This is a genomic window from Psychrobacter sp. TB67, from assembly GCF_000511065.1.
Lineage (GTDB): Bacteria > Pseudomonadota > Gammaproteobacteria > Pseudomonadales > Moraxellaceae > Psychrobacter > Psychrobacter okhotskensis.
This window is the reverse complement of the sequence record NZ_AYYA01000052.1, coordinates 36,054-50,601: the sequence shown is the minus strand read 5'-3', so window position 1 is coordinate 50,601 and position 14,548 is coordinate 36,054. Positions and strand designations below refer to the sequence as shown.

16 protein-coding genes are annotated in these 14,548 nt (G+C 43.9%); 11 read left to right on the top strand and 5 right to left on the bottom strand.

Annotated features, from left to right (window positions below; translation table 11 throughout):
- The first annotated feature begins 99 nt into the window (after positions 1–99).
- Together W293_RS0108590 and W293_RS0108585 are read left to right on the top strand one after the other, a co-directional pair.
- Entirely contained in the window at positions 100–282 is a 183-nt protein-coding gene (locus W293_RS0108590; RefSeq protein ID WP_025652047.1) for a type II toxin-antitoxin system HicA family toxin, read from the top strand.
- Positions 283–341: 59 nt separating this feature from the next.
- Positions 342–758: a type II toxin-antitoxin system HicB family antitoxin gene (locus W293_RS0108585; protein WP_025652046.1), complete on the top strand. Its 417-nt coding sequence runs from the start codon at positions 342–344 to the stop codon at positions 756–758.
- A 64-nt stretch (positions 759–822) separates the two neighbouring features.
- Here W293_RS0108585 and W293_RS0108580 read toward each other — a convergent pair whose 3' ends face one another.
- The 3 genes from W293_RS0108580 to W293_RS0108570 form a co-directional block, all read right to left on the bottom strand.
- Complete coding sequence (locus W293_RS0108580) at positions 823–1,461, bottom strand: phosphoadenosine phosphosulfate reductase family protein (protein WP_025652045.1); 639 nt, start codon at positions 1,459–1,461, stop codon at positions 823–825.
- Between the two features lie 195 nt (positions 1,462–1,656).
- A complete protein-coding gene (locus W293_RS0108575) occupies positions 1,657–2,253 on the bottom strand; it encodes a DUF934 domain-containing protein (RefSeq protein ID WP_025652044.1) in 597 nt (198 codons plus the stop codon).
- Positions 2,246–3,931 carry a nitrite/sulfite reductase gene (locus W293_RS0108570; RefSeq protein WP_025652043.1) on the bottom strand — a complete coding sequence of 562 codons (1,686 nt, stop codon included), beginning with the start codon at positions 3,929–3,931 and terminating at the stop codon, positions 2,246–2,248. Before W293_RS0108570 ends, W293_RS0108575 begins: the two co-directional genes overlap by 8 nt.
- Positions 3,932–4,168: 237 nt before the next feature.
- Between W293_RS0108570 and sat the strand changes: the two genes are divergently transcribed.
- Complete coding sequence (gene sat / locus W293_RS0108565; RefSeq protein WP_025652042.1) at positions 4,169–5,422, top strand: sulfate adenylyltransferase; 1,254 nt, start codon at positions 4,169–4,171, stop codon at positions 5,420–5,422.
- Between the two features lie 149 nt (positions 5,423–5,571).
- Here the strand turns inward: sat and W293_RS0108560 are convergent, their stop codons facing one another.
- Positions 5,572–6,099, bottom strand: a complete 528-nt coding sequence (locus W293_RS0108560; protein WP_025652041.1) for a hypothetical protein — start codon at positions 6,097–6,099, stop codon at positions 5,572–5,574.
- Positions 6,100–6,577: 478 nt separating this feature from the next.
- On the opposite strand from W293_RS0108560, the gene W293_RS0108555 reads away from it, so the two are divergent.
- The 5 genes from W293_RS0108555 to W293_RS0108535 all read left to right on the top strand — a co-directional run bounded on the left by W293_RS0108555 (position 6,578) and on the right by W293_RS0108535 (position 11,877).
- Positions 6,578–7,714: a sulfate ABC transporter substrate-binding protein gene (locus W293_RS0108555; RefSeq protein ID WP_025652040.1), complete on the top strand. Its 1,137-nt coding sequence runs from the start codon at positions 6,578–6,580 to the stop codon at positions 7,712–7,714.
- Positions 7,715–7,957: 243 nt separating this feature from the next.
- Positions 7,958–9,055: a sulfate ABC transporter substrate-binding protein gene (locus W293_RS0108550; RefSeq protein WP_025652039.1), complete on the top strand. Its 1,098-nt coding sequence runs from the start codon at positions 7,958–7,960 to the stop codon at positions 9,053–9,055.
- 181 nt (positions 9,056–9,236) lie between these two features.
- Entirely contained in the window at positions 9,237–10,121 is an 885-nt protein-coding gene (gene cysT, locus W293_RS0108545) for a sulfate ABC transporter permease subunit CysT (protein ID WP_025652038.1), read from the top strand.
- A 1-nt stretch (position 10,122) separates the two neighbouring features.
- Positions 10,123–11,058: a sulfate ABC transporter permease subunit CysW gene (gene cysW / locus W293_RS0108540; protein ID WP_025652037.1), complete on the top strand. Its 936-nt coding sequence runs from the start codon at positions 10,123–10,125 to the stop codon at positions 11,056–11,058.
- Between the two features lie 96 nt (positions 11,059–11,154).
- Positions 11,155–11,877 (top strand): sulfate/molybdate ABC transporter ATP-binding protein, encoded by a 723-nt coding sequence (locus W293_RS0108535; RefSeq protein WP_025652036.1) that lies wholly within the window; start codon positions 11,155–11,157, stop codon positions 11,875–11,877.
- 243 nt (positions 11,878–12,120) lie between these two features.
- Here the strand turns inward: W293_RS0108535 and W293_RS0108530 are convergent, their stop codons facing one another.
- The gene (locus tag W293_RS0108530) at positions 12,121–12,450 is read right to left on the bottom strand and encodes an ArsR/SmtB family transcription factor (protein ID WP_025652035.1); all 330 of its coding nucleotides are present in this window, start codon (positions 12,448–12,450) and stop codon (positions 12,121–12,123) included.
- A gap of 353 nt (positions 12,451–12,803) precedes the next feature.
- Here W293_RS0108530 and W293_RS0108525 point away from each other — a divergent pair, with 353 nt between their 5' ends.
- The 3 genes from W293_RS0108525 to bfr (W293_RS0108515) all read left to right on the top strand — a co-directional run bounded on the left by W293_RS0108525 (position 12,804) and on the right by bfr (W293_RS0108515) (position 14,443).
- Positions 12,804–12,995, top strand: a complete 192-nt coding sequence (locus W293_RS0108525; RefSeq protein WP_025652034.1) for a bacterioferritin-associated ferredoxin — start codon at positions 12,804–12,806, stop codon at positions 12,993–12,995.
- A 415-nt stretch (positions 12,996–13,410) separates the two neighbouring features.
- The gene (bfr, locus tag W293_RS0108520) at positions 13,411–13,899 is read left to right on the top strand and encodes a bacterioferritin (RefSeq protein WP_025652033.1); all 489 of its coding nucleotides are present in this window, start codon (positions 13,411–13,413) and stop codon (positions 13,897–13,899) included.
- Positions 13,900–13,960: 61 nt separating this feature from the next.
- Positions 13,961–14,443, top strand: coding sequence for a bacterioferritin (gene bfr / locus W293_RS0108515; protein ID WP_025652032.1), 483 nt, complete (start codon positions 13,961–13,963; stop codon positions 14,441–14,443).
- Positions 14,444–14,548 lie beyond the last annotated feature (105 nt).

The following is a 14,548-nucleotide window of genomic DNA, read 5'->3' as shown; positions in this document are numbered from 1 at the left end:
GTTTTTGCGATGAAAGGGAATAGCGCCTATAAACTAAATATGTTTGATATTAAGTAACCCTAGGGGTATAATTTACTATCGATATGGGCAAAGGCTGTTATGAAAAGTCGTGAATTGATAAAAGAGATACAAGCCGATGGGTGGTATTTGGCAAGAGTAACAGGCAGTCATCATCATTTCAAACATGATAATAAGCTGGGCATAGTAACCATACCGCATCCAAAAAAGGATCTTCCCAAAGGAACGATTAAAAGCATATTAAAACAAGCTGGACTAGTGTAGTCCATTTTGTAAAATCTTAAACAAATAGAAATAACTGTATGATAACAAGAGGTAACCTTATGTTATATCCAATTGCGATCGAGCGCGGCGGCAAAGATACTGCCCACGGTATTATCGTACCTGACATTGCAGGGTGTTTCTCAGCTGCCGATAGTTACAACGATGTCTTTGAAAATACCATTGAAGCAATTACAGGTCACTTAGAATGCCTTGCAGAAGAAGGGATGGAAATCCCATTACCAAGTGATATCGAACAGTATATCGATAATCCAGATTATGAAGGAATGACATGGGCAGTCGTCGCTGTTGACGTGAATCGTTATCTTGGTAAAACTGAGAAAGTCAACGTAACGTTACCTAGTCGATTGATTCACTTAATTGATGCTAAAGTTGCCAGTAATAAAGAGCGCTATAGAAGTCGTAGTGCCTATCTATCGAACCTAGCAGAAAAAGATTTGATTATGACTGACGCTTAAACGATAAAAAACCGACTCGATTGAGTCGGTTTTTTATTTCTTTTATTATATCTAGGTTTTTAAGTTACAACTGCGTATGCAAACCACACTCACGGCTTTCTTCTACTTTCGTTGGATCAAAGTAGTCATGCTCGTTAGGTAAGTTATGCTCGTCCAAGTATACATCTAAATCGGCGTCGTTCTTGTCAAATAGTGGCGCGACTTTTAATACACCATCTTTCGATAAGCTAAGTACATCGAGACCTTGGCGGAATTCGGTTTGATCTTTACGAATGGCGTTGAACCAAACGTCAGGCTTTAGCTCATCTAGCGCACGGCGGAAGGGCTCAAGTTTCACTTGTTCTGTAAATTCATCATGCTGTGGGTTATCAATCCCTGGGATGCCATTCATCGTGGCATCACGATGCGCCGCCGTTTGCTTAGGGATATAGGTAACGACATTAAGATCTAAGTCTTTGATCACTTTATTAGCAAAACAATAAGTGGCGTCCGTGTTATAACCAGAATCTACCCATAATACGGTGATATCAGGACGTTGCTTGGCAACTAAATGCAAGATAGCCGACTCGTAAGGGCGGAAGTTGGTGGTAATGATAGGGTTTTTAGCCTGACTGAGTGCCCATTCAACGATTTGCTCTGGTGATTTTCCTTGTAGCGCTTGGTTGGCTTGATCAAGGTCTAGATCTGGGTGTAATTGACTCATAATATGTTCCTTAATGGTGGTTAATAATTTAAATGAGTAAAGTTAAAGATGGTAAAAAAATTAAATATTTAATAGTAGTCGTAGGCTTGGTTTTTAACCCAGCTGTGAAAATTTATAAAAGTAAAATGCTGGGTTAAAAACCCAGCCTACAAAAATAGGTCGTTGCTGTCATAATTTAAATTGAAATAATACAAATTAGGCGTCCGCAAACATCGGTAAGTCGGCGGCGTTGCGACCGTCATAACTGCTAGCCAGCGCGTTAAATGCTTGGCTGATGTCGGAGATGGACTGTAGGTCATGCTCGCTTATCATAAAACTGTCCGCGCCCGCACGTAGTAGGTAGGCAATTTGGTCACGCCCAAACTTGCCAGCCATACGAATCTCGCCTTGGTAACCGATCTGGCGTAGGGTCTGGGCAAAGCTAAAGCCGCGTCCATCGGTGAACACTGGCACATTAATCACAATTAAATCTTGCTGCAATAAAAACTCTGGTATGCGAGTTAGCACTTCCGTATCGCTATTCGATGTCACCCAGACACCAAGATTGCTGGCATGTTGAGCGAGTAATTCATACACCTCTTGCAATAGACCGCCAGCAATATTGCCCTTAGTATCCAATAAATCGCTAAGCGGTAAGAGCACATCGAGCTTTTCTTGCTTTTGTAAAATTTCGAGCAATGATATGTGGGTCAGTGCGATACCATCTGGTAGATCGTTAGTCGTCAGTACATGCCAAGTATCGTTTTGACTGATGTCCACAGCCTCGCTATTGAAAAGATGATGATTACCCATAGACCTTCTCCTTAAAGGGTGCAAGGCCAATACGATTGATCAGCTCACCAAAGCCTTCTACCTCATTCTCATTAGCCACGCGTTGCTCTAGATAGACGTCTACTATCTTTTGTATCGTCGTCGCGACATCATCAGATGGCACCGCTTTACCCAATATCTTGCCGATTTTGGCGTCGTTACTAGAGTTTCCGCCGAGGCTGATTTGATACCAGTATTCGCCTTTTTTATCGACACCAAGGATACCGATATCGCCGGTATGATGATGCGCACAGGCATTCATACAGCCAGACATATTGAGGCGGATTTCACCCAAATCATAAAGATAGTCGAGATCATCAAATTGCTTTTCGATTTGTTCAGCGATATTGTGGGTTGTGGCATTGGCGAGCGAGCAAAAGTCCCAGCCTGGGCAGACGATCATATCGGTGAGGGTATTGATATTTGGACGGGCCAAATGTAGCGCAACCAACTGTTGCCATAGCTCGTATAAGCGGTTGGTTTGTACATCAGCGAAAACCAGATTTTGCTGATAAGTACCACGCAATTCACCAAAGCTATGTTCATCAGCGAGGTCGGCGAGGGCGTCCATTTGCGACTCACTGATATCACCTGAAGGCACGTACTTACCATTGACCAACCCTGCTTTTAACGAAATCACCACGGCGCGATAACCTGCGATTTTATGGGCGACCGTATTTTGGTTATACCAATTGGCAAAGTCTTTATCAGCGTTTAATTGCTGCTGCAAGTCCGACTGTACTTGGAGCGCATCAAAGCTTAGATAATCAGGTTCGGTAAAATAACTACTGGCTTTGTCAAAGCTGGCATCGGTTAGAGTTAATGAGCCATCTTTGGTGTGTGCTTCCCATTCAGCGTCGACCAGTTTAGCAAAGGCAGGACCGCCCATGCTCTCGACTAATATTTTGATACGCGCTTTGAATTTATTATCGCGGCGACCATGCAGATTATAGACGCGCAAAATCGCATCTAAATAGCTGAGTAAATGATGGCGTGGTAAAAATTTATTAATGGTTTTGCCAATCACTGGCGTACGTCCAAGCCCGCCACCAACAATCACCTCAAATCCAAGCTCGCCTTCTTCATTGGCTTTTAAATGCAGTCCGATATCATGCACCTGCGTCGCTGCCCGATCATTGGCGGTACCAATGACGGCAATCTTAAATTTGCGCGGTAAAAATGCAAACTCAGGATGAAAGGTTGACCACTGGCGAATAATCTCACAATAAGGACGTGGATCAGCAATCTCTTCTTTATGAATACCGGCGTAAGGGTCAGTGGTGGTATTACGAATACAGTTGCCCGAAGTCTGAATGGCATGCATCTGTACCGATGCCAGCTCCGCCAAAATATCTGGCACTTCTTCAAGTTTTGGCCAGTTCAGCTGCATATTGGTACGAGTGGTAAAGTGTCCGTAACCTCTGTCATATTTGCGGGTAATCTCGGCGAGCTTACGCAATTGATAGGTTGCCAGCAAGCCATATGGAACCGCAATACGCAACATCGGCGCATAACGCTGGATATAAAGACCGTTCTGCAAACGCAGCGGCAAAAATTGCTCTTCTGGCAGCTCGCCTGCCAAAAACCGTTCGGTTTGGTCGCGAAATTGGGCGACTCGTTCTTCTACCAAGGTTTGGTCAGCATAATTATATTGGTACATGACGTAATCTCAATAATGATAGACGTATATGATAGCTTAAAAACTGCTCAGTGACAGTTTAGTTTAGCTTAGCGTCACATCATATAAGCTATAGCGTTAAAACATAAATTCCTATAAGTCATATCCATATCCAAAGTCAGCATAAATTTTCATAACGAAAATTCGGTAGCCTATGCGTATTCTATTTATAACCCATTTACTCAGCTTTCTCACTCATCATTAAGGTTTTAAATTAATATGACATCTTCAGTCCCCAATCAAGCAGCCTCAAAACTAGTACCCCCTCATGGTAGCGACACCCTAAAGCCACTATTATTAAAAGGTAAAGCACGCGAAGAGGCTCTAGAACTTGCCAGCACTTTGCCGACTATCACGCTAAGCTCACGTGAGCGTGGTGATTTGATTATGCTTGGTATTGGTGGCTTCACCCCGCTAAATGGCTTTATGAATCAAGCCGATTGGCAAGGCGTTGTTGACAACATGCGTCTGCAAAGTGGTGAGAATGCTGGCTTGTTTTGGCCAATCCCCATTACTTTATCTGCTCCAAGAGCACTGACCGATACTTTGAGCCAAGGTGATAAAGTGGCTTTGGTCGCGGATGATGGGGAAGTGATGGGCATCATTACTGTCGAAGAAACTTATGATATCGACAAAGACCATGAGTGCCAGCAAGTCTTTACCACAACTGATCCTGAACATCCGGGCGTGCAGCAAGTCCTGAACCAAGGCGAAGTCAACATCGCAGGTCGCGTCGAAGTACTAAGCGAAGGCGAGTTCCCCGCCTTATACCCAGAGATTTATAAAACGCCAGCTGAGACGCGCGAGATATTGGATGCCAAAGGCTGGAAAACAGTCGCCGCCTTCCAAACGCGTAACCCTATGCACCGCTCACACGAATATCTGGCCAAGATTGCGATCGAGATTTGTGATGGCGTACTGATTCATTCGCTACTCGGCGCATTAAAACCAGGAGATATCCCAGCTGAGGTACGCCAAGAAGCCATTAAGACCTTGATTGATAATTATTTCAGAGCTGATACCGTGATCCAAGCAGGCTATCCGCTAGACATGCGTTATGCCGGTCCGCGTGAGGCGCTACTGCATGCAGTATTCCGTCAAAACTACGGTTGTAGCCATCTGATTGTTGGTCGTGACCACGCTGGTGTCGGCGATTATTACGGTGCCTTTGATGCGCAGACTATCTTTGAATATGTTGGTAAAGACGACCTTATCACTCAGCCGTTAAAAATTGGCTGGACCTTTTGGTGTAATGCTTGTAATGCGATGGCATCAGACAAGACTTGCCCGCATGATGCAAGTGAACACGTTAAGGTATCAGGTACTAAGCTACGTAAAGCCTTATCAGAAGATGAGGATGTGCCAGACAACTTTAGCCGTCCAGAAGTTTTGCAGATTTTGCGTGATTACTACGCTGGTATCGCTCGTGAAGAGCGTGCAGAGATCAAACTTACTGGCGCATCAGCCGTATAATTAACATTTGTCTTATTAGCAAATAAAGCTAGTACTAAAAAATGAAAAATGAAAAAAGGTGTCAGACGATAAATCTGACACCTTTTTTATGCTCTAAAGCTAGATTATTTAAAGCTACGTATTACCTTATGTTATCGCCTCATCGAATTCTAATTCAGCTCTAAATTCCCCTCAAGTTTCTCATAGTTTCCGGCTAGCGTCCCGCCACCTGAGCAAAAATAGTTTAATGCATATTTATCTTGGCTATCAATGGTCAGCGTATCCTCTTTAAATTGGAAGAACGCCATGCTGTCATTGCTGTTGTTTATCTTGGTCTGAAAAATAATACCATGTGCATCGTCTTGACCTAGCAACGTCGCCTTAGCGTCAAACTGACACGTTGGTTTTTTGACATCGCTGCGGGCACGCACCTTTATGGCAATATCTGCCGCTCCATCAGCTCTCACTATGACGCCCACCCAATCACTGCCTTGCTTGCGCGTCGCATAGCCGTTTGAAGCATAGTCACCAACGATTTTCTGTACCGCAGGTGTCTGCACAATAGCTGTAGCCTTACTCTTCACGGTGTTATCCATCTGGTTGAGATCGCTATAACTACAGCCAGTAACGCTAATAAGAACGGTGCTGGCACAAATTAAGACAGTAGAAAATACTGAGCGGCGTTGGTATTGAATCATAGGGCGGCACCTTGGTATTAAGTGAATGATAGGTATGGCTGATGACAGATGCTGACTATAAGTACGGAGCATAAGTACGGAGCATAAGTACTGACCGATCGAGGCGATTGGTTGGCTACGTATAGTATGCCACAGTCGGTAGCATAACGCTCTTAACCCCCTAGAGGTTAAAGCTGTTCTCATTTATTTCTTAGATTAACTGCTCGATTAGTCATGAAACAAATACAACTGCTTGCTTATGCCAAGTTCAGCACTCGATAAGCTGATTTGTCACTAAGCGTTCATAAAACAAGCTGCTAGCATGTCTCTCATTATCCACAGAAGCCAGTTAATAAATTGGCCAATAAGCTACGTTAAAAATTCAGTTCAGAGAGCCAAGCTCATCGAGCAATGGCAGTTGAGACCGTCATAAGTATTTTAATAAAAACGGTCGCATCGAAACTAAAAAATACGCAATTTAAAAATACAGAGAGCATTTATGCAAACCAATAGTACTATCAATAAAGTCTCAGCGCGCATCAGCACTAGCGCTGGCGTTTCACTGTCTCAAAGTGCGCAACCTCGCACCCTTATCATAGGCGGCGCGTTGACAGCGTTAATGCTAATGGCAGGCTGTAGCCCTACGCAAGCCACACAAGACGACACAGATAAGTCCGCAAGTGCGCAAAAAGACATCAGCCTGCTTAACGTCTCTTACGATGTGTCACGCGATTTTTATAAAGACTACAATGCTTTATTCAGTGCGGATTATCAGGCAACGCATCCAGACAGTAAAATAAATATCAATCAGTCGCATGGCGGCTCAAGCAAGCAAGCCTTGTCGGTTGCCAGTGGTTTGCAAGCTGATGTGGTGACCTTAAACCAACAAAGCGATATGAATTTGCTGGTCGAAAAAGGCTTAGTCGCAGCCGACTGGCAGCAAGCACTACCTAATAATGCCGTGCCTTATACCAGCACTATGGTGCTACTGGTACGGAACGGCAATCCAAAAAACATTCAAGACTGGTCTGATTTGGCACGTAATGGTATCGATGTGGTCATCCCGAATCCAAAGACCAGTGGTACGGCGCGTTATGCCTTTTTGGGCGCTTATGGTTATGGGCTACATCAGTTTAACGAAAGCCCGCAGAACCCAACCAAAACCAATGATTTTATCCAAAAGCTACTGGCGAACGTTGTCACTTATGACAATGGTGCACGGGCAGCGACGACCAGCTTTACCCAGCGCGGCCTTGGCGATGTGCTCGTCACTACCGAAAACGAAGCACATCTGGCCGCGAAGCAGTTTGCGAAAGGAAAAGTCGACATCGTCTATCCGAGCTACTCGATTGTGATTAAAAACCCTGTTGCCGTGGTGACCGCGGTCACCGAAAAAAGCGGTAAAACTGAGGCAGCTAATACCTATCTTAAGGGTTTATGGGACACGCCAGCACAAGAGCTGATGGCACAAATGTATATGCGTCCTAGTAATGAGCAGGTGCTGACCGCGCACAAAGACACATTGCCTGATATTGACACCTTTGAGCCAGTCGAAGTTTTCGGTTCTTGGGCTCAGATTATGGAGACATTCTTTGTCGATGGTGGGCGTTTTGATCAGTTGGCACGGGTAGAGTAATGGCTAACTGTAATACCGCATTTGATTAGATCGTTACAGCTAGCCAGCACTCGACAGCAGGCAGACGTCATAAAAAGTGGTATGCCTCAAGAGATAACCACTTATAAGTTATTGATAAATTTATTTATATGACTTGGTTATTCCATTTTGGCAATAACATACACATATTCATCATTAAACATAATAAGATGGCGCTGTTAGCATACTTGCACAACATAACAAACAGACATCTCTGAGGTATTTATGACTGACGCAGCTCGTTATCAACAAAAAAACAAAGCGCTAAGTGCTCTAAGCATTGCTGGCGTGGCACTGACACTTGGACTCGCGGGCTGTAGCAACAGCGAGCAGACCGATACGACGGCCAATGCTGATGGCACGCCAGCTGCAGAAGGTCAAAATATCGAGCTGTTAAACGTCTCTTATGATGTGGCACGCGACTTTTATAAAGACTACAACCCGCTGTTCGTTGAACATTATGAAGCGGAGAACCCAAACAGTAATATCCTAATCAAGCAGTCACATGGTGGCTCAAGTAAGCAAGCCCTGTCGGTTGCTAATGGTCTGCAAGCGGATGTCGCGACCATGAATCAAGGCTCAGATATCGAGCTGCTTGAGAAAAAAGGCTTGGTTGAGTCAGATTGGGAAAGCAAATTCCCAGATAACGCTGTGCCCTTTACCAGTACTATCGTATTTTTGGTGCGTAAAGACAACCCAAAAGGTATCAATGATTGGGAAGACTTGACCAAAGATGGCCTTGAGATTGTAATGGCCAATCCGAAAGTTACCGGTAATGGTCGCTATGCATTTTTAGGGGCTTATGGTTATGGCTTACACGCCTTTAATAACGAAGAAGCACCAGCGAAAAAATACGTAAAAGACATGCTAAAAAACGTCAAAGTCTATGAGAATGGCGGGCGTGCAGCGACGACGACCTTCGTTCAGCGCGGTATTGGTGATGTCTTAGTTACCTTTGAAAACGAAGCCAACCTTGCGGCCACTGATTTTGGTGCGGGTCAAGTTGACATCGTTTATCCTAAATACTCTATCAAATCAGAAAGCCCTGTTGCGATCGTCAAAGCTGTGACTGATAAAAAAGGCACCACTGACGCGGCAAAAGCTTATCTTGATTACTTATGGAGCGAGCCTGCTCAGCAATTGGCCGCTGACCTTTACTTACGTCCTAGCGTAAAAAGCGTCCTTGATAAAAACGGTGACAAATTACCACCGGTTGAAACCTTTCGCCCGAACGATGCCTTTGGTACGTGGGATGAGATCATGAGTACTTACTTTGGCGATGGTGGTGTATTCGATCAGTTAGCGATTAATGCCCCGCAGTAACCAATACGCTTGCTTTTAAACGTACTGTCGTTACCCGCTTAGCAGTTCTAAAGTAACGTCCAATCATATAAAGGACATGGCACCCGCGCTATGTCCTTTATACCGTAAGCGGACTAATAATACATTTGATAAAACGTGGTCTTTACGATAAGTACCATCAGATAGGCAATAGGACATCACTATGAGTGCAACACCATCTTCGAGCAGCAAACCTTTGCCAAAAAAAGGCTGGCTGAACCGTTTGCGTCAGCGCAATGTGCTGCCAGGGTTTGGTCTGAGCATGGGCATTACCGTCTTTAGCTTGTCGTTATTAGTGGTACTACCGTTTGCTATGATGGCCTATACTACAACCCAAATGGGCTGGACGGGCTTTTGGGAAACCATTACCCAGCCGCAAGTAACTGCTGCTATTAAATTAAGCTTGTGGATGTCGTTTTTAGCCATGCTCACCAATATGGTGTTTGGGACGCTGGTCGCCTGGGTACTGGTGCGTTATGAATTTTGGGGTAAGTCCTTAATCAATGCCTTGGTTGATTTGCCTTTTGCACTACCAACCGCTGTCACTGGGATTTCTCTGGCCACTCTTTATGCGCCGAATGGCCTGATTGGTAAATGGTTTGATAAGTTCGACATTCAGGTGGCTTTTACGCCTATCGGTATTTGGCTCGCTTTAGTGGTGGTCAGCTTTCCATTTATTGTTCGTGCCGTGCAGCCCGTATTGGCTGAGCTATCGGTTGAGTTTGAGGAGGCGGCCGCGGTACTGGGCGCAAATCGTTTAACCACGTTTCGTAAGGTGATTTTGCCAGAGCTGTTACCAGCATTATTAATGGGCGCGGGCATGATGTTTGCCCGTGCGACTGGCGAGTATGGTTCGGTGATTTTTATCGCGGGTAATATTCCGATGCAGTCTGAAATTTTACCACTCATTATTATTAGTAAGCTTGAGCAGTTCGATATCCAAGGTGCTTCTGCCGTGGCGTTATTTATGCTGATGATTTCATTTGTGATTTTATTGACCATCAACATTGTACAGTGGAAACTGTCGCGCCGTGTAGGAGCTCGCTAAGATGCAGATATCCAATAGCTACGACTATCAAAGCAACCCAGCAACCAAAGATACCCCATGGATACGGCGCACCTTTATTGGCATCGCTGTCTTATTCATGGTTATCATGCTAGTAGTACCATTATTTGCGGTGTTCTATGAAGCCTTTAAAGGTGGCTGGCAGTTGTATATTGCCTCGCTGGTCGATCCAGAAGCGCTGCAAGCGATTAAGCTCACATTAATTACCGCCGCTATTGTGTTGCCAATTAACATGGTGATGGGTATCGCAATTGCATGGCTCGTGACGCGTTATCAATTCAAAGGTAAGCAGCTGGTCACGACCTTGCTTGATTTGCCATTTTCGGTGTCACCAGTGGTCGCCGGTTTGATGTTTGTCTTGTTATTCGGTCTTAACTCTACCGTTGGTGGCTGGCTTGAGAGCATGGGCTTTCAAGTGATTTATGCCGTTCCGGGTATTGTGTTAGCCACGTTATTTGTGACCTTTCCCTTTGTCGCACGTGAGCTGATACCGCTGATGCAGACTCAAGGTGATAGTGAGGAGCAGGCCGCGCTTACTTTGGGGGCCACCGGTTGGCAGACTTTTTGGCATGTGACCTTGCCCAATATCAAATGGGCATTGCTCTATGGTTTGATTTTGACCAACGCTCGGGCAATGGGTGAATTCGGTGCCGTGAGCGTGGTCTCAGGTCATATACGCGGTGAGACCAATACCATGCCGCTCTTGGTTGAGATTGCTTACAATGATTATAACTTTACCGCCGCTTTTGCTTTATCAAGCTTACTTGCCGCACTGGCGTTAGTGACGCTATTGATACAACAAGTCATGACCAAGGTACAAGAGCGCAAGTTTGCCAAATCTGAACGGCTAGCGAGCGCGCCTGAGCTACCAGTGAGTGCCAATGCCACCGTAGCAAAGCGCGCAGATGACAGCGTATAAGCGGCTAAAGTAGTGATTGATAAAACAGCGACTAGTAAAACAATAATCGAAATCATCTGCTACGATAAGACAAAAGATATAATAAGAGACACTATTATGAGCATCGAGATTAGGAACGTTAATAAAAAGTTTGGCAATTTTACTGCCTTAGACAATATCAATATCACCGTACCTACTGGTAAATTGACAACATTATTAGGGCCTTCTGGCTGCGGTAAAACAACCTTGTTACGCATCATCGCTGGGCTTGAGTATTCGGACTCGGGGCAGATATTGTTTGATGAGTTGGACGTTACCCATACGCCTGTGCAAAAACGCCATATCGGCTTTATGTTTCAGCACTATGCGCTATTTCGCCACAAAAACATCGCCGATAATATCGCCTTTGGCTTAACGTTATTGCCCAAGAATGAGCGACCAAGCAAAGCGGATATCAATAAGCGAGTGGCAGAGCTTCTAGAATTAGTACAGCTGCCACAAATCGCTAATGCTTATCCGCATCAATTATCTGGCGGTCAGCGTCAGCGTATTGCGCTGGCACGTGCCTTAGCAGTAAAACCAAAGCTGTTGCTATTGGATGAGCCATTTGGTGCGCTTGATGCCAAGGTACGTAAGGAGTTGCGTACTTGGCTAAAAGACATTCATCATGAGCTGGGTATCACCAGTATCATGGTCACCCATGATCAAGAAGAAGCCCGCGCTGTGTCTGATGAGATTGTGGTGATGAATCATGGCCATGTTGAGCAAGTAGGTACTTCAGAAGAGTTGATACATCATCCAGCTAACGCCTTTGTCAGTGATTTCTTAGACTTAGTATAGAAGGATTATAATCCACCTGTTTTAAGTCTTATTTTCACAGGGCTATTTTCAAAAGACTATAGCTGTTTTTAGAACAAGCATGGTGTGCAATTACTATCGTTTGCATATAAAAAAGACCTACTGATGTAGGTCTTTTTTTATGGCTTAAATTATGTATGGGCTTCAACGTAGAGGGCAGGGCAATGACTAAGTAATAGTCCAGTTAATAGTAAACTCAGCAACTATTAACTGAATGAGTAGCCTCTAAGCAAGTTTTGACATATTTAGGTTCAAGTCTTTGAGTGAGGTTTGCTCATAGGTGATATCCAAGATATCTTGACACCAGTCAGGCAGATCATCGGCTACTTCATACCACATCCAGGTACCATCGCGAGCACAGCTTAAGATGCCCAGTTTTTTTAAATGGTTCAAATGGCGCGAGATGGTTGGCTGTGGTTGATCCAATATTTCTACCAATTCGCCCACACAGCGTGCTTCTTTTTTGAATAAGATTTGGAAGATTTTTAAGCGCGTCGGATCAGATAAAACCTTAAACAATTCGATAGGTTGTATCGTAAAATTATTATCAGACATAGGATAATTCCAATAGAGCTTGGTTAATAGGGGTTCAATATAACAGCAGTTGCTTATTAAATCGATTAAAAAATGAGCAAAATTACACTTCGTCGTCATTTTAGTACCGTTAAGTATAATCGGTTACACGTTTATCTATATTCAGTTACATGAATTCATAACCAAACTCTCTAGTGGTGCATTAATGATAAACAGATAGGCCAATGCTATTGCAAATGGTAATAATTATCGTTATTATAACGACTAACAAGATAAAGTATTGAATGTTAAGTAACTTATCCGTTCAAAAAGCTTTTCTTTAATCATTTAAGTGCATCAGCAAGACATATAGTAACCATCGTAGGAGCCAGCACATGTACGTATGTATCTGTAACGACGTAAAAGAAAAGCAAATCAAAGCCGCCATTGCTGCCGGTATCGATACCCTTGACGGTCTAAAAGATACCCTTGATGTTGCGACGTGCTGTGGTTGCTGTGAGCCGATGGTCAATGATTACCTTGATGAACACCATGCCAAGCTGGATGTCTTAGCTTACGCCGTCTAACGGCTATTAGAGAAGTGCCTTTTAGGCTTGTGCATCACAAGTACCTGCCTTTCATTGCAAATACCCAGGCTTATGTTATCAGGCTTACCTTTTCTAACTCAGCTAAAAAAGTTAGCGAACAGTTATAAAGGGTAGGGTCATTGCCATTCGTATATATCGCGCCGAACTCTCTCTGTATTACTCACATACCTCTTTAGCCGCTGCAAAAAAAAGCTGGCTAATTATGATTCTCAATTAGCATCTTATTCTTAGTTCATAACGTTACAAGCCATATAGCGCCTATATGCTACTATATATGTCTTGCTTTGGAAGAATTTTTGTTGTTTTTAACTTTACTGAGCAGTTTACTGATAATACTGTTAATATATGCATTATTATGAATGTAATCTGCCAGACGAATATAGGAGTGCATGTGATGATAGGTAGCCCAAAAGTCATTGATTATTTAAACTTTCTGTTAGGTGGTGAGCTTGCGGCTCGTGACCAGTACTTTATTCACTCTGAGATGTATGCTGAATGGCATTACGGTAAATTATACGACCGTATCAACCACGAAATGCAAGATGAGACCTTGCATGCACAGGCTATCATTCGTCGTATTCTAATGTTAAGCGGTACGCCAAAAATGCAGGTTGACGGTATCAATATCGGCAGCACCGTTCCTGAAATGCTACAGCTTGACCTTGATTTAGAGTATCAAGTACAGCAGCATTTAAAAGACGGTATTGCGCTGTGCGAAGAAGAGCATGATTACGTCACGCGCGAGATGTTGGTCGAGCAGCTCAAAGACACGGAAGAAGATCATGCGCATTGGCTTGAGCAGCAGCTGCGTCTTATCGATATGATTGGTCTGCCAAATTACCTACAAAGTCAAATGGCTGAGGTATCCCCTCATCTGGCTTAATGGCTATTGATAGCTATAGACGACATTTAACTTATTAGGTAATGATAAAGGGAGAGAGATTATGAAAGGGGATAAAGACGTTACTCGTGCACTCAATAAAGTGCTTGGCCAGTCATTGATCGCTATTAACCAGTATTTTTTGCATGCGCGTATCGCACGTCATTGGGGGCTTGAAGCGCTGAATGAGAGCTTCTACAAACAGTCTATAGCGGAAATGAAGTGGTCTGATGATCTGATTGCACGGATTTTGTTGCTAGGCGGCCTACCGAATTTGCAAGATTATGGCAAAATGTTTATCGCTGAAGATGTGCCTGAAATGATTGACTGTAATCTACGCTTAGAAAAGCAGAAGTTCGATATCCTGACCGATACCATTGCCCTGTGCGAGACTCACCGTGATTATGTATCTCGTCAGCTAGTGGTAAAACTGAAAGATGGCAATGAAGAGTATCAAGACTGGCTAGAGACTCAAGAAGACTTGATAAAAGACGTTGGTGTAGAGAATTATATCCAATCGCAAATGGATGATGACAAAGCACCTTAGTCACTCATCAACAGTCACTCATCAATCAAAAAGCCAGTAGAGGTTTGATATCGTTCAAACCTCTACTGGCTTTTTTTTGTTTAGCACTTATGAGTGTGTCTTATG